Genomic DNA, 15,871 nt, shown 5'->3' on the forward strand with positions numbered 1-15,871 from the left:
CCGGGCTCACCGATGAGCACCGGGTTGTTCTTGGTGCGGCGAGACAGAACCTGCATGATGCGTTCAATCTCGGAATCGCGACCCACGACTGGGTCCAGCTTGCCGTCGCGCGCAGCCTGGGTGAGGTTGCGGCCAAACTGGTCCAGCACCAGGGAGTTGGAGCGCTCGCCGGAGCCACCCGGGCCAACACGGCCTCCCTGGCCAGCGCCGGCACCGGCACCTACCGGGCCGGGGCCACCCTGGGACTGGCCGCCTTCGCCTTCATTCCCTTCGTAGCCTGAGAGCAGCTGGATAACCTGCTGGCGCACGCGCGGCAGGTCGGCGCCCAGCTTGGTCAGCACCTGAGCCGCCACGCCGTCACCCTCACGGATGAGGCCGAGCAGCAGGAACTCAGTGCCAATGTATTTGTGGCCCATCTGGAGCCCCTCACGCAGGGAGAGCTCGAGAACCTTCTTCGCGCGCGGGGTAAATGGGATGTGGCCGGTGTGCGGCTGAGAACCTTGACCAATAATCTCTTCCACCTCACGGCGGACGTCCTCCAGCGAGATCCCCATGGATTCCAAAGCCTTGGCCGCTACGCCTTCGCCTTCGTGAATAAGCCCCAGGAGGATGTGCTCGGTGCCGATGTAATTGTGGTTGAGCATGCGTGCTTCCTCCTGCGCCAAAACGATGACGCGGCGAGCACGGTCAGTAAACCTCTCGAACATTACCTCTTACCTTTCGCTGTAAATGTGTCATCCACTCTAACGCGCGGGGCGGACACTCCATTCGCGAATTCCGCACCCCCCTACTCAAAAACCTCATTTCCCCAGGTAGAGCCACTGTACGCCGGTAGCGAACAGGTGGCGGGAGGCGTCGCCAAGCGCCTGCGCGCAAGCCTTAAAGTAAAGTAACTCTTCAGTCAACACTGGTTACATCCCCGCGGGAAGGAGCCTCCCCCGATGCAACAGGCACAGCACGGCACTCTGCTTATCGACGATCTGATTGGGCACTCCCGCCTCCTCGAGGTCTCCGAAAGCGTCACCCTTGGCCGCCAGGGGGACTTCCTACTGGCCTCCGATGATCCCGCCATGCACCGCACGTTCCTGCAGGTGTGGTCCAATGGCTCACAGTGGTTCATCAAGAACATCGGCAGTTTCATCGCCGCTACGATCCAGCCGCCCGCCGCCTGCGGCTTCGGCCGCACCCTCATCAGCCCCGGCAGCATTGAGGTCCTGCACCCGGGAACCTCCACGCTCTATTTCTCCACTGCCACCATGAGCTACGAGTGCGAGCTCACCGTCATGCAGTCGCTGCGCAGCCCACAGCCCAGCCTTCCACCGGATGGACCGTTTACCACCCACGTCTTCGAGCCGAATGAGGAGCAATGCCTGCTGCTCAAGACCCTCGCTCAGCCGCTCCTCGACAACCCCGCTGCGGAGCCACGGGTGGTCGTGAGTAGTCAGCGCGAGCTAGCAGAGGCCCTGGACTGGACGGAAAAGAAAGTAGAGCGCAAGATTCAGACGCTGGCGGAGACCTTGCAAAAGCTCGGCGTTCCGCAGTTCCAGCCGGGCCAAAAGATCTCATGGCGCATTGTGCTCGCCCAATTCGCGGCCGCGCACCCGCACTACTATGCGCACCTTTCATAACAATTCAGCATTATTGTTTTAAGCCGCTCACCGGTGCTGTTATTCTTTGTCTGATTCTGGCCCCTATCTATTTTTATCCCCTTCTATCCCTCATCTGTCCCTCTGCAAGGATCTGACAACCAATGTTCGCCTCCGTCTCTCCGCGCGCGCTAGCTGGACTCGGCGTAGCGCTCCTCGCGCTGTCTGCGTGCGCGACGAACAAAGACACCGCGGAGGATGCGCCCAAGTTCACGGTCACGGGCCAGACCACCCTGTCCCAGCACGAAGACGTTCCTGTCGAGGGCACCGATTCCGAGATCCCAGAACCCAGCGAACCTTCGCACCTGCGTCAGGAGGACGGCACCTACCTGCTCACGAAGAAGGAAGCGGGCCCAGGAGTGGTCAACGAAATCGTGGCCACCTACTCGGGCGTGGAGCCCTACGGTTTCCAAACCCTGCGCGTTGAGCTGGACAACCGGCGCTACGACGGGGCCATCGGCGGCTCTGCCCCGACCGGCGTACTGCAGTGGGCCACCGGGGGTGCCCTTGTCCTCAGCGTGCAGGCCACGAACTTGAGTGGGGACGAGGCAGATCTGGATAACAATGCCGAATGGCAGGTGGCGCTTCTCGACGACACCCAGTCACACCACCTCAAGGAGGGCGAGGATTTCGTCGTGGACTGTGAGTCCGGCGAGTGCACGCTGGTTGCTCGGCTCACCGACCCCGGCGACTTCGTCGCAGAGATCAGCATCCGGCAGGCCGGTTATGAGCCTTTTGTCATTCACCAGCCCATCATCGTCGCCGCATAGCCATGAACAGTCAGCCCACCGCTTCCGGTCTGCCTTTGGATCTTGAGCCCGAGCTCAGCGCCAAGGGCTACTCGCAGTTCCACCAGATCGGTGCGGGTGGCATGGGCACCATCGTCTTTGCCCGCAAGGAAAGCTTGGACCGCGAGGTCGCCATCAAGGTCATCGCGCAGCATGCGGCCGAGGATGATGAGGAGGTCCGCCGCTTCATGGCGGAGATGCGCACCGTCGCGGCACTCGAGCATCCGGCCATCGTGCCTATCTACGATGGCGACATCACCCCGGGCGGCGTGCCTTATTTCATTATGAAATTTCTGCGCGGCCCTAGCTTGGAGGCGCACATTAACCAGCGGATCTTGGACAATTCCAAGTTCACGGTGGAGGAAACCGTGCAGCTGCTCGCGCCCATCGCACAGGCCCTGGACTACCTGGCGGCCCTTCCATCGCCGGTCATTCACCGCGACGTCAAGCCCGCGAACATCATCGCCGATAGCACGCCTTCCCCCACGGCCCACAGTGATAACGAGGGCTGTACCGTCATGCTGGCGGACTTTGGCATCGCCATCAATGAGGACACGACGCGCTTGACCCGCGAAGGCCTGCGCGTGGGCACGGATGCCTACATGGCGCCGGAGCTCTACCCCACGCAGTTGGTCAAGCAGCCACCGCAGCCGACCGCCGCCAGTGACCGCTACTCGCTCGCGCTCATCGCGCTGGAGATGCTCACTCTGGTTAATCTGCGCCGCGCCACCAGTCCCCAGCAGTGGGCGCACAGCCGTGTGATACCGCAGTTGACCGCTCATAATCTGGCGCCTGGCGACGCTCCCCTCGCCCCCGCCCTCAACACTTTCTTCGCCTCCGCGTTGAACCCGGATCCTCAGCAGCGCTTCGCCACTGCATCGATTATGCTCGCGGAGCTGAGTGAGCTGGCGTCCGCGCCGCGCCCCGCAGCCCCGGATGCTGCCGCCGGCCCTGCTACGCTACCGGCCAGCCCCCATCACGAGCGCGCCCAGCACGAGCGCGCCCAGCAGCCGCGGCGCCGCCATCTGAGCATCCTCGGGGGCGTGCTTGCTGCGGTGTTGCTGTGTCTGGCAGTCGCCGGCGGACTAGCGCTGTACGGCGCGGGGTGGGACGAGCACGACGAAGTTCTGGCCCAACAATTTCCACAGCTGTTGCCGGAGCACCCTGGCCGCGCTCCGTGGCGCAACCTCGACTGCCGCCCCGCGCTGCCGGAAGCGGGGCAGCAAGCTCGAATCGTGTGCAGGAGCGACGACCTCACGCTCGTCGCAGCTGATTTCGGCACGGAGGACAACCGTAACTCCATCATGCCGCGCCGCCTCGACGTCTTAGTCCAGGATGCGTGCAGCATCACCTCGGCGGAAATCCCTCACCAGCCGGGAACGTGGGGAGTGTACCCCTCGGGAGTCTCCGCGCGTTTTGCTCTCGTTCTTGCTGGTCCGCATGCCCACGAGGACCGTTTGAGCTTGCCCATCTGTTAGCCCACCCTGGCGGGAGCGCTGTGTCACGCCCATGGACACGGTGTCGCCTTTAGAATGAGGAAGATTCTTATACCTCACCGTCTACCTCCTCCACGAAGGATTTCTCTCACCGTGACTACGCTTCCTGAATTTTTCACTACCCAGCACCGGCTGCGCGAGAAGGCTGTCTTGGACCAAGGGGCGGGCTCCTCGCTGTTTCTCGTGGAAGATCCCTCGCAGGACGAACTCCTCGTAGAGATTTATGGTCCGGAGCACCGCGGCGTGCTCCGCCAGTCCGGAATCGTTGGCCAGCTGCAGCACAGCGCTATTGCCCCCGTCGTGGGCACGGGCACGATGAACAATGGTCAGGAGTTTTTTGTGCGCCGCAGCCTGCCGGGCGAGCAGCTGTCGAAGTACACGTCGTCTGGCATCGGCGCCCACCACCTTTCCCAGGAGGAGGCTCTCGCCGTCTTTGCTCCCTTGGCCGACGCCACGGACTTCCTTATCCAGCAGGGCCGCGCTGGCTTTGCTCTCCGTGCGCTCAACCCGCGACGCATCATCCTCACCGATAACCGCTCGAACGCCTTCTTCGCCTCAGTCGGCCCAGCCACCGCTACCGACGCCCCCACTGCCTCCGCGAAGGAGGTCATCGACCGCCTGGCCCAGCTCGTCTCCGCGGCCTACCCAGGCTTCCGCGCCGCGGCCGCCTACCCCTCAGCCGCCGCCGTTATCGACGCCGTGCGCAGCACACACGCGGACAGCCCGGGCCCGGGCGCGGCCCCGTGGCAGTCAGCTCCGCAACACACCGCCGCCCCGCAGGCGGAGTGGGCCGGGCCGCAGCAACCCCAGCAACCCCAGCCTGGCTATGCTGCCGATCCCGCGGAGTCATCACCCACCACGCGCACCTCGAAATCGAAGGGCAAGGTCTTTGCGGGCTTGGGCGTGGGCCTTCTTCTCCTGCTCCTGGTTGGTGGGCTGCTGTGGTTCTTCTTGGGGAGGTCGGCGTGGTCCGACTCAGAGCAGGCGCTTGCCGACGGCCACCCCGGGCTCATCAGCTCCCGCCCCGGCGACGAAGGCTTCAACGGCGCCACCTGCGAATCCCGTGCTCCGGAGGACGGCCAAGAGGCGAAGATTACGTGCGTTGGTGACGGCGTGAGCTACTCCGTGGCGCGGTACGGGGACGTCACCCAGCGCGAGGCCGCCGGCCCGACGCAGGGCGCGCAGGAACTATCCAACGGACGCTGCACCGTGTACAGCTACGACATTTCCGATTCCGAGCCGGTGTTCTACATGAGCGCCGAGGACTCCACCGACGCCGTCCTCGTCTGGGGCGAGGACGCAGAGGACATCCGCCTCAACCTACCTCTGTGTTAAACCGCGCGCTTAAGCAGCGGTGCTATCACCGCAATGGCGATGCCGGCCACGCCGGCAAACAGGAAAGCCCAGTGCGTTCCCTGCGCCGTCGCCGCGGCCGGGCTTAGCCCAGCGGCAGCGCCAGCCAGGGTGCCGCGGGTGAGGAAGACAACGAGCAAAGCCGTTCCCGTCGCACCCGCCAACTGCTGGAAAGTGTTCATGATTGCCGAGCCATGCGAGTAGAGCTTCTTCGGAAGCGAGGACAGCGCAGTGGTCATCAGCGGCGTCATCATCAAGCACATGCCGAGGGAGAAGATCACGTGCATACCCACGACCATCCACACAGCTGAGTTCTCACCCAAGGTGGCCATGAGCCACAGCCCGGCCACCATGAGCAGTGATCCAGGAATCATAAGCGGGCGCGGGCCATAGGAATCGAAGAGCCGGCCCACAATCGGGGAAAGGAAGGCTTGGAGGATGCCGCCCGGCATCACCACCAACCCCGTGGCAAAGGCCGTAGCCCCCAGGGTGGTTTGCAGATAGATGGGCAAAACCGTGACCATTCCCAGCATGAGCCCAAAGGACAGGAGGAGGATGATCACCGCGAGGGTGAAGTTGCGCACGCGGAAGGGCCGCAGATCCATCAGGGCGCGGTCCTCCAGCGCCAAGCGCCGCTGCCGACGGATGAATACGACGAGCGCGATAACGCCCACCACGGTAACGGCGATATCCACCCATCCGTCACCCTGCAGCATCTTTTCTATCGAGGATAAACCGTAGATCAAACCGCCAAACGCGAAGGCGGAAAGGATGACGGAGAGGCCGTCGAGCGGGGTATCACGGTTCTCACCAACATTGTCCAAACGCCAGAGCCCGGCAACCAGGATGAGGCCGATGAGCGGAGCCATGGACCAGAAGATGGCGTGCCAGGTGAAGTGGTTGAGAATCGCTCCGCCGACGGTGGGGCCCAATGCCGGGGCCACGGAGATCACCACGGAAATGATGCCCATCACCGTACCCCGACGCTGCGCTGGGACCAGCGTCATGGCCACGGTCATAAGAGTAGGGATCATCAAAGCGGTTCCACCAGCTTGAAGGACGCGGCCCACCAGCAGGATGAAGAAGCTCGGCGCGAGGGCCGCCACCACGGTTCCGGCCAGGAAGAGCCCCGCGGACGCAACGAGAATCTGACGCGTCGTGAGCCTTTCCAGAAGGAAACCGGTGGTGGGGATAACCACTGCCATGGTGAGCATGAACCCTGTCAGCAACCACTGCGCACTCGTGGCGGGGATGGAATAGTCCGCCATAATGGCCGGTAGCGCAACGGAGAGCGAGGTCTCGTTGAGGATCATGACCATCGCTCCCAGCACCAGGATGCTGAGGGTAGTTATTACCTTCGAAGGGATTTCAGCGGACATTCAGCCGGCTACACCTTTCAACTTTTCTATTTTGGGTCTTCAGCGCTACTACTCACATCGTCAGCACCCAAAAGACAACACGTGAGCGATTTAGTGTATTCCTCTGGTGGCCGGGGGTGCCACACGAGCCAAATGTGAGCCCTCGTTGGGTGGCACTCCCCAGAATCTCAGCGAGTGCGCTAGGCCACACGGCAGTGTAAAGGTGACAGCGCCCTCCGTACTACTCAAAGCTCTAAAAGCTACTGCCTAAAGTTACAGAAAGGCCTCTGGATGCAGCGCGACCTCCTTGTCACTAACTCCGCTGGGGAACGCGCCGTCGTGCGCCCAGGTCAGCAGCTAGTGGCAGGCCGCGCGGGGGACTTCCCACTGGCTCCTGATGACGCCTCCATGCACCGCCACTTCCTCCACTTCTGGCAGCAGGAGGACAACTGGATGGTGAGTAACGTGGGCAGCTTCCTGGCGGCGGAGTTATCCTCCCCACGCATCCGCACGCACGGCCCCATCAGGCTACTGCCGCACGCTACCGCAGCCATCCCCGAGGGCACCTCGCTGCTGTGCTTCACGACGCCCAGCGGCTCCTACGAACTCACGCTGACTCGCGGCCCGCACTGATCTAGCGCTGCCCACCTTTCTCGGACACGAGTGCACGCGCGGTCGGGTCCAAGACGACGACTGCGCCGCCATCTTCGATGCTGCAGCCCAGCCACCGATAGTCGGGCTCGTCTGGCCAGCCGGGATCGGCGTTATAGGAGCAGCTGAAGTCATCTTCCATGAGGTACCCGCGGTTGCCGCCCTCCATGGGCGCGAAGTCATAGTTCTTGTAATACTCAAGAACCTCCATTGCCCGCGCGCAGTTCGTCCCATTCTCTTTGGCATAGACGTATTCGCCATTACCGAGGTCCCCACAGATAGTTCCGGTCATGGCTTTTCCTTCCCCATCTGGCTCCGGCGGGAAGGTATCGGAGTAGTATTCACCATCGTCTTTCACTGTGAAGTGGTGGCCATCAATCTTGACCGTGAATTCATCCTCACTCACGGATTCAAACGTCACCCCGTTCATCGTGACGGTGTTCCCTGCTTCCAGCCTGGTGGGTGCCGCGGCGTCTCCTCCCATTTTCACATTGGGATAAAAGCCCGCGTTCGCATCGAAATTGACGGAATTGGAGAGCCAAAGCGGCTGCCCGGTCGCCGGGTACAAGGGCGGATCAGCGAACATGACGCTGCACCCGATCAAACCTTGATCCTCAGTGACTGTGCAGGACACGCGGTCATTTGGGCTGCTCACTCCATACACCGTGGAGGTCGCGTGCCCCAAGTTGGTGGCGATGAAGTCTTCCTTAGCTTGTTCCTTAAGACCCGAGTCGCCTTCCTTGTCCTTCCCAGACGTCGGAGACGGGCTCGCTGCCGTAGATTCAGCGTTATCGGCGGAAGTCTCGGCGGTGGAGGTGTTGTGGAATTGCGGTTCACCGCTGGTGGAATCCTCAGCAGCAGAACACGCTGCCGCTGTACAGGCGATCAGTGCGAGGGGCAGGGCATTCAGAAGCTTTGTCACACCTGCATCTTCCCACGGATTGGTCAATCCTGCGGCCTGCCGCAGCAGTTTTCCCTCATTGGGGGCTGAAGGCGCAGCAATGAGAAAACCAGAAAACCCGCGCAGCCACCACAGTGGCGGGCGCGGGCAGGTGGAAGCTAGGAGAAACTAGTGCTCCGGCTTCACGATCGGGAAGAGCACGGTCTCGCGGATGCCCAGGCCGGTCAGGGCCATGAGCAGGCGGTCCATGCCCATGCCAGCACCGGCTGTCGGCGGCATGCCCTGCTCCATGGCGGCGAGGAAGTCCTCATCCAGCACCATGGCCTCCTCATCACCGCCGGCGGCAAGGCGGGCCTGGTCCTCGAAGCGCTCGCGCTGGATTACGGGATCCACCAGCTCCGAGTAGCCCGTGGCCAGCTCGAAGCCGCGCACGTACAGGTCCCACTTCTCCGTCACACCCGGCTGCGAGCGGTGCTGGCGGGTCAGCGGGGAGGTCTCAACCGGGAAGTTCTTCACAAAGATCGGGCCCTCGAGCTGGTCCTCGCAGAGCACCTCCCAGATCTCCTCCACCAGCTTGCCGTGGCCCCAGCCGCCGTTCTTCGGGACGTCGAGCCCGATGACGTCGGCAATCGCCTTGAGCTCCTCGACGGTGGAGTCGATGGTCACTTCCGGCTGGCCGGGGAACTTGCGCTGCAGAGCCTCGTTGAGGGAGGGGTACATTTCAATTTCCGGCCACTCTTCGCCGCCGAGGTCATACTCCGTGCCATCCGCCAGGGTGACGGTGGTGGAGCCAAAGACCGCGCGGGCCACAGACTGGATGGACTCGCGAATGGTGCGAGCACAGTCGTTGTAGTCGCCCCATGCCTCGTAGGTCTCCAGCATGGCGAACTCCGGGGAGTGGGAGCGGTCAACGCCCTCGTTGCGGAAGTTGCGGTTGATTTCAAAGACGCGGTCAATGCCGCCGACGACAGCGCGCTTCAGGAAGAGCTCCGGAGCGATGCGCAGGTAGAGGTCGATGTCCAGGGCATTGGAGTGGGTCACGAACGGGCGGGCCGCCGCACCACCGTGGATGGTCTGCAGCATCGGGGTTTCGATCTCCACGAAGCCCTGATCCTCCAGGTAGTTGCGCAACGCACGCATGACCTTCACGCGGGTCATGGCATTCTTGCGGGCCTCCTCGCGCACGATGAGATCGTTGTAGCGCTGGCGCACGCGAGTTTCCTCGTTCATGTCAGCGAAGGAAACCGGAAGCGGGCGCAAGGACTTCGCCGCCATGGTCCACTCGGAAGCCATGACGGAGAGCTCGCCGCGGCGCGAAGCAATGACGCGGCCGCGTACGGAAATGAAATCACCCAGGTCAACGTCAGACTTCCACGCGGCGAGGCGCTCCTCCCCTACCTCCGCCAGCGACAGCATGGCCTGTACCTGGGTGCCATCACCATCCTGCAAGGTGGCAAAGCAGAGCTTGCCGGTATTACGCATGAAGATAAGGCGGCCGGCGATGGCTACCTCGACGTCAGTCTCCTCACCCGCGCTGAGGTAGGTGACGCCCTCTTCCGCGGCCGGCTCTTCGCCCTCTGCAACGACCTGGAACTGCTGGCGGAGATCCCGCAGGGAGATCGTGCGGTCCACGGTCACCGGATAAGGCTCGGTGCCGGACTCCAACAGTCGGGCGCGCTTCTCGCGGCGGATGCGCAGCTGCTCGGGGACGTCAGTAACTTCAGTATTCTTCTTCTCGCTCACGGTTGTCTAGGGTAGTCGATCCCCATACGCTGGCGCGATCCCGGTTCACAGAGTGTTCATCTAGCCGTTAGACAGCATCAACCGCGCGGCCATCTCAACCGTATTAACTCAGTGCGTCCGTTGCGACATCCCCGCGCAACCAACGAGTTCGATTTTTGGAGCATATTTTCATGACACTCAACGGCCGCAATCTCTTGGCTAACATGTTTACCTCTTCTCGTTCTTCTCTTACCTGCACCTACAAGTGCGGTAATGCCTGCTTCGGCGAGTGCGAGAACACCTCCGATAACCCTTACTTTGGTGACCAGTTCTCCCGCCGCACTGCTCTGCGCGCCGGTGGTCTGGCCGTCGTCGCCGTCGGTGGCTCCTCTGCGCTGGCTGCGTGTGCCGCGCCGGATGACAACGGGTCTGCGGCTGGCAGCTCCTCCAACAAGACCAGCGAGGTCAAGGGCTCTGACATCGAGCTCACCTCCGCCGAGGGCATGCACTTTGAAGCCGTGGAGGCCAACACCAAGGATGAGGTCGTCATCCCCAAGGGTTATGAGCAGTCCGTCCTGATTGCCTGGGGTGACCCGGTCATCGAGGGCGCGCCGGAATTCGACGTCAACAACCAGACTGCCGCGGATGCGGAGAAGCAGTTCGGCTTCAACAATGACTTCGCCGGCCTCATCGAGCACCCGGATGACAAGAACCGCATGATCTACATGTGCTCGCACGAGTACACCACCGAGCCGATGATGTTCCCGGACTACGACCCGGAGAACCCTACCGAGGAGCAGGTAAAGATCGGTTGGGCTGGCCACGGCCACACCATCCTCGAGGTTTCCAAGGTGAAGGGCTCCGGCGAGCTCAAGCGCGAATTCGGCCCGCTCAACCGCCGCATTACCGCCACCACCCCCTTCACCTTGGTCGGCCCCGCCAAGGGAACTGATCTGGTGAAGACCTCCGCCGACCCGAAGGGTGAGAAGGTCCTGGGTACCCTCAACAACTGCTCCGGTGGCGTGACCCCGTGGAACACCATGCTGTCCGGCGAAGAAAACTTCGACCAGTATTTCGCCGGTGGCGATGTCAAGGATGAGAAGGCCGCTGAGTCTCTCAAGCGCTTCGGCATCGAGGAGGGCCCGTCCGAGCGTAAGTGGGAAAAGTACGATGACCGCTTCGATGTGACCAAGGAGCCGAACGAGCCGAACCGCTTTGGCTGGCTCGTGGAGATCAACCCGCTGGACCCGAAGTCCACCCCGATTAAGCACACCGCTGTGGGCCGCTTCAAGCACGAGGCCGGCAACATCCACATCACCAAGGATGGCACCGTGGTCTGCTACTCCGGCGATGACTCCCGCTTCGAGTACGTCTACAAGTTCGTCTCCTCCAAGAAGTACAAGGAGGGCGACCTGAAGCACAACATGACCATCCTGGACCACGGCACCCTGTACGTGGCCAAGATGGAGGGCAACTCCCCGGAGAAGGAAATCGACGGCTCCGGCGTCCTGCCGGAGGACGGTGCTTTCGACGGCACCGGTGAGTGGGTCAAGCTGCTGACCTCCGATACGGAGAACAACAAGTTCGAGTCCCACGTGGACGGCATGTCCGCCGAAGAAGTCGCCGTCTTTACCCGTGAGGCCGCCGATAAGGTGGGTGCCACCAAGATGGACCGCCCAGAGGACGTTGAGGTTCACCCGGAGACCGAGAAGGTCTACATCGCACTGACCAACAACAAGTACCGCGGCGCCACCGGTGAGAACGCCAAGAAGAACAAGGAAGACGCCAAGGAATGGGCTCCGGTCAAGGAGAACAAGAACGGCCTGGTCATGGAGCTCGAGGATGACCACGCCGGCGAGAAGTTCACCTGGAACCTCTTCCTGGTCTGTGGTGACCCGCGTGAGGCCAGCACCTACTTCGGTGGCTTTGATAAGGAGAAGGTCTCCCCGATTTCCTGCCCGGATAACCTGGCCTTCGACAACCACGGCAACCTGTGGATCTCCACTGACGGCAACGCGCTGGACTCTAACGACGGCCTCTACGCCGTGACCACCGAGGGCGAGACCCGCGGCGAGCTCAAGTGCTTCCTCACCGTCCCGGCGGGCGCGGAGACCTGTGGCCCGATCGTCGACGATGACCGCGTCATGGTCAACGTTCAGCACCCGGGCGAGTCTGATGACGCCACCTTCGACAACGCCACCTCCCACTGGCCTGATGGCGGTAAGTCCACCCCGCGCCCGGCCGTGGTTGTGGTGTGGAAGAAGGGCGGCAAGATCGGTACCGAATAAGGCACCGACGTTGCGTAGTGCGCACTCTTAGGCGGTGCGCAGCTGCGCCTCCAGCACCTCCTGTGCAAAGTCCCACAACGGGGTTGCAACGCCAGCTTTGACGCCCATGCGTCGGATCGCTCCGACCTGGGCGTCTAATTCGTTGGGAAGCCCCTCCTTGATATCGCGCTGCATCGAGGACGTACTGTCCGGGTGCTGCTGGCGGGCGAACTCCATGGTCTGTTCCACCACGTTCTCCGGCAGCTTCACGCCGAGTGCGCGCCCGACGGCCTCGACTTCCCGCATGAATGCCTCAAGCTGGCCGGGGATTTCCTGGCAGAGGTAACCAATCGGTTTATCCACCAAGGCGCCCAGAGTTCCTGTCGGGGTAACGAACATGGCTTTCGACCAAACGTCGACAAGCGCGGCGTCATGGAACTTGCTGGAAGCCCCAGACTCCTTCAGCGCCGCCGCCAGTTCCTCGCCCGTGCGGCGCAGGGACTCCGGCGCATCGGCACTTAGCGGTCCGAAAGCCAAAGCCAAAGGCCCTGGGTTGCGCTTGATCCGTGCCGGCGCCAGGCGCGTGGCATAGACGCGAGCGACACCGGCGAGGATGTTTTCCTCCCCGAATTCCTCGGCCGCCAAGTACGGAATCTCGACCGAGTTGTGCGTGGTCACCACCGGGATTCCCTGCAGCGCCTCGCGGTCCTCCGCGCTTCCAAAGGTCTCGTTGCCCGGCAGCGCCTTCGACGCGATAATCGCCACGTCCAATCCGCCCAAGAGTTCTTTGACCTCAGCAAAGGTGTGGGCAGCCGGGACCTTTATGACCTCGGTGGTGGTGGGTTCCGCGTGGGCGTCGATCAGCGTCACGCCCGTCTCCCCCAGCACCCGCAAGGTCTCACCGCGAGCGACGAAGGCGACGTCGTGGCCCGCTGCTTTCAGTTTTCCGCCAAAGTATCCGCCGATGGCGCCGGCTCCCAGAATTCCAATCTTCATGTCTCCAACCTAGCTGGTGGAGACCTGCGCCACAGACTTTTATCCGCGCTGTTCTAAGTTACGGAAGCCAATGCCCAACGGCACGCCCGCGTTATCGATGAGCCGCACGCCGCCAATGGTGGCGGCGATAAAGAGGCGGGCATCGCCCTCTGCTGGGGCTTCACCCAGGTCGCGTCCGCGCAGCTCCACGTACTCCGGCTCGACGCCCGCGGCGGCCAACACTTCACGTGCCACACGGACAACTTCCTCGGCTCCGGATTCCGCCGCGTACGCACCGGCGGTGAGTGCCGCTGACAAGGCGCTGGCTTGCTCACGGGCCTCCGGTGCGACGTCGGCATTGCGCAGGCTCATCACCACCCCATCGGGCATACGCACCGAGGGCACGCCCTGCACACGCGCCGCAATGTGGAGGTCCGTAAAGGCCTGCTGGGTGGCCACGAGCAGCTCGTAGTCCTTCTCCCCCATGAACACATCGCTGGGACCCAGCGCGCAGGTCAGCGCCACAATGCGGGTCAGCTCCGCGCTCACGTCCTCCATGCCGTGGTCGGGTGCAAGGACCCGCGTGCGCTGACTCTGCTGGTCGTAGCGCCACACCACATCAACCCCATCGAGGGAAGAGATGTCCGTCTCCGGGTCCACTGCCACGACCACGATGCCACCGCGCACGCGTTGTGCTGCCTGCACGAGTGCCAGGTGCCCGGCGTGAATATCGCGGCCGAGTGGCACCAGCACTACGCGCTTGCCGGTCTTGCGGTAGGCGCTGCCGACCATGCGGATGCGCTCGTTGTCCTCCACTAGGAGTTGCTCTGCCACGGCGCTTCCTTTCTTACTGCCCACAGTTCCAGTTCTTCCATGTTCTTCTTCTCACCCACCATGCGGGCGACGTCGCGGTAGTTGCGCGCCATGCCCAGCTCCACGGCGGCGGAGTAAGCATCGATGATGTCGCCAGCGTCAAGGTCGAAGGAACTGCCCATAAAATCTTCGATAATCCCCGCCTTAAGCGCCGCCCACGCGCTGAGTTCACCGAGCATCTCCGCGTAGTACAACCGCGCGGCTCGCTCGGCACGTTGTGCCGCCGGCACCGTTTCTGCAGTTTGGTGAATCTCCGAGAGCAGCAACCCAATGACGGTCTCCGCCACCTCATCGAGGGTGCCCACCGCGTAGGAGTCGCCCAGGGGAGCTGCGGCAATCGTCAGGCACCCGCGCGTTTCCAGCTCATCAAGGGCTTCCACCCCAGCCAGCAATGAGGTGTGGATGACGATTTGCTTGGGGCGCACGTGCTTTTCGACGTCCCCCACTGCCCCCTCCAGCTCCCTCGCCGTCGCGGCGAGAATCAGCGCATCGAAGCGGTCCAGCTGGGCGGGGTCCTCAAGCTTCTCAATGGTGTGGCCAGCCATCTCCAGACGGAGGGCGAAGTTAATGCCGGCTCGGGAATTACCCCAGACCGCCACTCGCATGCGCGGAGCAGACATCTACTTCTTCACGTCCTTGTTCTGCTGTTCTTTCCGGCGCTTGCTACGCGCCATGAGTTCAGCCACGGAGACCGCGCCCTCGCGGTGCTCATCGCTGCGGCGGCGGCCACGGGTGCTGGTCTGTGCGGTGTCTGCCTCCGGCTTGCGGTGGCGGTGGTGCGGCTGGGCCGGGGCAGAGTTCTCCTTGACGTGCTGCCCGCCCGCGGCACCCTGGTTCCACTGCACGGCCTGGAAGCTATCGGTCTTGAACTCCGGTGCCTTTGGCTGGGGCTGTGGCTTCTCAGTCTTCGGCTGGGGTTGAGGCTTCGGCTGCGGCTTCTGCTGTGCCGCCTGCGGCTGAGGCTGTGTTTCGGTCACTGGGCGAAACGCCGAGGGACGGTTCTGAGAAGGCTGCGGCGCGCCGAAGGCCGATGGTGCTGGGCGGGTGCCCTGCTGATCTGCGGGTTTCCCGGCGGGCTGCTCGGCTGGCTTCTGCGTGGGTTGCTGAGCAGGCTTCGCGGCTGGCTTCGCCGCCGGCTGCTGGGCGTTGGCACGGGCGTTATCCGCCAGCAGATTGTCCAGCGGGTTGCTCACCGGGTGGGTCGGCTGCGAGCCGAGGCGGCCTGCGACGGCGTCGGCAGACGGCGCGCCGCCGGACTTCTGGGTGAAGTTCACGTTGGGGGCATCGCCGCGCTCATCCACGCCAGCGCCGCCAGCCTTGCGCTCCAGCTCCTGGATGCGGCGAGCCTCCGCATACAGGGCGGCCGGCTCGTAGACCCACTCGCGCCCGGAGATCTCCTCGATCTGGGTGCGGATGGCTTCCAGCTCCGATCGGATCTCCGCCAGGACCTTGCTGTTATCCGCGCTCGAAGCACCGGAAGCGGTCAAGGTGGATGCGGCATGGGCGCGCTCCACCGCCAGAAGCTCCTTGGCCTCATGGGCCTGACGGCGATAGCGCACCACCAAGAAGAAGCCCAACACCGCGGCCCACAGGGCAGCCAGCAGGGCAATCTTCAGTGCGTTCGCCGAACCCGAAATCAACATGACCAGGCTGGCGATGACCGCGAGGATGACGAGGATGATAAGCCCAATAGAACCAGCATCCGTCTTCGAACCGTCCTGGGAAGACTCCGCCGTTGTCGGTGGCTGAGAGTCCGGCTGCGCAGAAAACTGGGTGGTCGGGCGATCATCCGGGGCCGACTCGTACTGGGGATCAGGGGCGTGGTGCGGGCTCGTCATGCC

General features: G+C 63.1%; 14 protein-coding genes. 6 read left to right on the plus strand and 8 right to left on the minus strand.

What is annotated here, in order from left to right; genetic code table 11:
* The coding region (locus HMPREF2807_RS05795; RefSeq protein ID WP_304439985.1) for a Clp protease N-terminal domain-containing protein at positions 1-707 on the minus strand (707 nt) is incomplete at its 3' end.
* A 234-nt stretch (positions 708-941) separates the two neighbouring features.
* Between HMPREF2807_RS05795 and HMPREF2807_RS05800 the strand changes: the two genes are divergently transcribed.
* The 4 genes from HMPREF2807_RS05800 to HMPREF2807_RS05815 all read left to right on the plus strand — a co-directional run bounded on the left by HMPREF2807_RS05800 (position 942) and on the right by HMPREF2807_RS05815 (position 5,265).
* On the plus strand, positions 942-1,628 hold the full coding sequence (locus tag HMPREF2807_RS05800; RefSeq protein ID WP_070511101.1) for a hypothetical protein: 687 nt from the start codon (positions 942-944) through the stop codon (positions 1,626-1,628).
* 122 nt (positions 1,629-1,750) lie between these two features.
* Complete coding sequence (locus HMPREF2807_RS05805; protein ID WP_046647212.1) at positions 1,751-2,416, plus strand: hypothetical protein; 666 nt, start codon at positions 1,751-1,753, stop codon at positions 2,414-2,416.
* A gap of 2 nt (positions 2,417-2,418) precedes the next feature.
* On the plus strand, positions 2,419-3,912 hold the full coding sequence (locus HMPREF2807_RS05810) for a serine/threonine-protein kinase (RefSeq protein WP_070511104.1): 1,494 nt from the start codon (positions 2,419-2,421) through the stop codon (positions 3,910-3,912).
* Between the two features lie 111 nt (positions 3,913-4,023).
* On the plus strand, positions 4,024-5,265 hold the full coding sequence (locus tag HMPREF2807_RS05815; RefSeq protein ID WP_070511106.1) for a serine/threonine-protein kinase: 1,242 nt from the start codon (positions 4,024-4,026) through the stop codon (positions 5,263-5,265).
* On the opposite strand, the gene HMPREF2807_RS05820 is transcribed toward HMPREF2807_RS05815, so the two are convergent.
* Positions 5,262-6,662 (minus strand): MDR family MFS transporter, encoded by a 1,401-nt coding sequence (locus HMPREF2807_RS05820; RefSeq protein ID WP_070511108.1) that lies wholly within the window; start codon positions 6,660-6,662, stop codon positions 5,262-5,264. The two genes, HMPREF2807_RS05815 and HMPREF2807_RS05820, sit on opposite strands and share 4 nt — an antisense overlap.
* A 270-nt stretch (positions 6,663-6,932) precedes the next feature.
* On the opposite strand from HMPREF2807_RS05820, the gene HMPREF2807_RS05825 reads away from it, so the two are divergent.
* Positions 6,933-7,274 (plus strand): hypothetical protein, encoded by a 342-nt coding sequence (locus tag HMPREF2807_RS05825; RefSeq protein ID WP_046647209.1) that lies wholly within the window; start codon positions 6,933-6,935, stop codon positions 7,272-7,274.
* Between the two features lies 1 nt (position 7,275).
* Here HMPREF2807_RS05825 and HMPREF2807_RS05830 read toward each other — a convergent pair whose 3' ends face one another.
* Together HMPREF2807_RS05830 and lysS are read right to left on the minus strand one after the other, a co-directional pair.
* Positions 7,276-8,214 carry a hypothetical protein gene (locus tag HMPREF2807_RS05830; protein ID WP_070511203.1) on the minus strand — a complete coding sequence of 313 codons (939 nt, stop codon included), beginning with the start codon at positions 8,212-8,214 and terminating at the stop codon, positions 7,276-7,278.
* Positions 8,215-8,361: 147 nt separating this feature from the next.
* Positions 8,362-9,936, minus strand: a complete 1,575-nt coding sequence (lysS, locus tag HMPREF2807_RS05835; RefSeq protein ID WP_070511110.1) for a lysine--tRNA ligase — start codon at positions 9,934-9,936, stop codon at positions 8,362-8,364.
* A 170-nt stretch (positions 9,937-10,106) separates the two neighbouring features.
* Here lysS and HMPREF2807_RS05840 point away from each other — a divergent pair, with 170 nt between their 5' ends.
* Positions 10,107-12,203, plus strand: coding sequence for a PhoX family protein (locus tag HMPREF2807_RS05840; RefSeq protein ID WP_070511113.1), 2,097 nt, complete (start codon positions 10,107-10,109; stop codon positions 12,201-12,203).
* Positions 12,204-12,230: 27 nt separating this feature from the next.
* On the opposite strand, the gene HMPREF2807_RS05845 is transcribed toward HMPREF2807_RS05840, so the two are convergent.
* Genes HMPREF2807_RS05845 through HMPREF2807_RS05860 form a run of 4 tightly spaced genes read right to left on the minus strand, consistent with a single transcriptional unit; the run spans position 12,231 to position 15,868 of the window.
* Complete coding sequence (locus tag HMPREF2807_RS05845) at positions 12,231-13,178, minus strand: 2-dehydropantoate 2-reductase (RefSeq protein WP_049154717.1); 948 nt, start codon at positions 13,176-13,178, stop codon at positions 12,231-12,233.
* 39 nt (positions 13,179-13,217) lie between these two features.
* The gene (locus tag HMPREF2807_RS05850) at positions 13,218-13,949 is read right to left on the minus strand and encodes a pantoate--beta-alanine ligase (RefSeq protein WP_046647273.1); all 732 of its coding nucleotides are present in this window, start codon (positions 13,947-13,949) and stop codon (positions 13,218-13,220) included.
* A gap of 23 nt (positions 13,950-13,972) precedes the next feature.
* On the minus strand, positions 13,973-14,650 hold the full coding sequence (locus HMPREF2807_RS05855; RefSeq protein WP_083306688.1) for a Rossmann-fold NAD(P)-binding domain-containing protein: 678 nt from the start codon (positions 14,648-14,650) through the stop codon (positions 13,973-13,975).
* A complete protein-coding gene (locus HMPREF2807_RS05860) occupies positions 14,651-15,868 on the minus strand; it encodes a DUF6779 domain-containing protein (protein ID WP_070511115.1) in 1,218 nt (405 codons plus the stop codon).
* Positions 15,869-15,871 lie beyond the last annotated feature (3 nt).

The sequence above is a fragment of the Corynebacterium sp. HMSC074A09 genome, from assembly GCF_001811545.1.
GTDB lineage: Bacteria > Actinomycetota > Actinomycetes > Mycobacteriales > Mycobacteriaceae > Corynebacterium > Corynebacterium hiratae.

Excerpts from the sequence above, each read along its gene's own strand:
- HMPREF2807_RS05800 (WP_070511101.1), top strand. The coding sequence starts at position 942 with ATGCAACAGGCACAGCACGGCACTCTGCTTATCGACGATCTGATTGGG.
- HMPREF2807_RS05805 (WP_046647212.1), top strand. The coding sequence starts at position 1,751 with ATGTTCGCCTCCGTCTCTCCGCGCGCGCTAGCTGGACTCGGCGTAGCG.
- HMPREF2807_RS05810 (WP_070511104.1), top strand. The coding sequence starts at position 2,419 with ATGAACAGTCAGCCCACCGCTTCCGGTCTGCCTTTGGATCTTGAGCCC.
- HMPREF2807_RS05820 (WP_070511108.1), bottom strand. The coding sequence starts at position 6,662 with ATGTCCGCTGAAATCCCTTCGAAGGTAATAACTACCCTCAGCATCCTG.
- HMPREF2807_RS05825 (WP_046647209.1), top strand. The coding sequence starts at position 6,933 with ATGCAGCGCGACCTCCTTGTCACTAACTCCGCTGGGGAACGCGCCGTC.
- HMPREF2807_RS05840 (WP_070511113.1), top strand. The coding sequence starts at position 10,107 with ATGACACTCAACGGCCGCAATCTCTTGGCTAACATGTTTACCTCTTCT.
- HMPREF2807_RS05845 (WP_049154717.1), bottom strand. The coding sequence starts at position 13,178 with ATGAAGATTGGAATTCTGGGAGCCGGCGCCATCGGCGGATACTTTGGC.
- HMPREF2807_RS05850 (WP_046647273.1), bottom strand. The coding sequence starts at position 13,949 with ATGGTCGGCAGCGCCTACCGCAAGACCGGCAAGCGCGTAGTGCTGGTG.
- HMPREF2807_RS05855 (WP_083306688.1), bottom strand. The coding sequence starts at position 14,650 with ATGTCTGCTCCGCGCATGCGAGTGGCGGTCTGGGGTAATTCCCGAGCC.
- HMPREF2807_RS05860 (WP_070511115.1), bottom strand. The coding sequence starts at position 15,868 with ATGACGAGCCCGCACCACGCCCCTGATCCCCAGTACGAGTCGGCCCCG.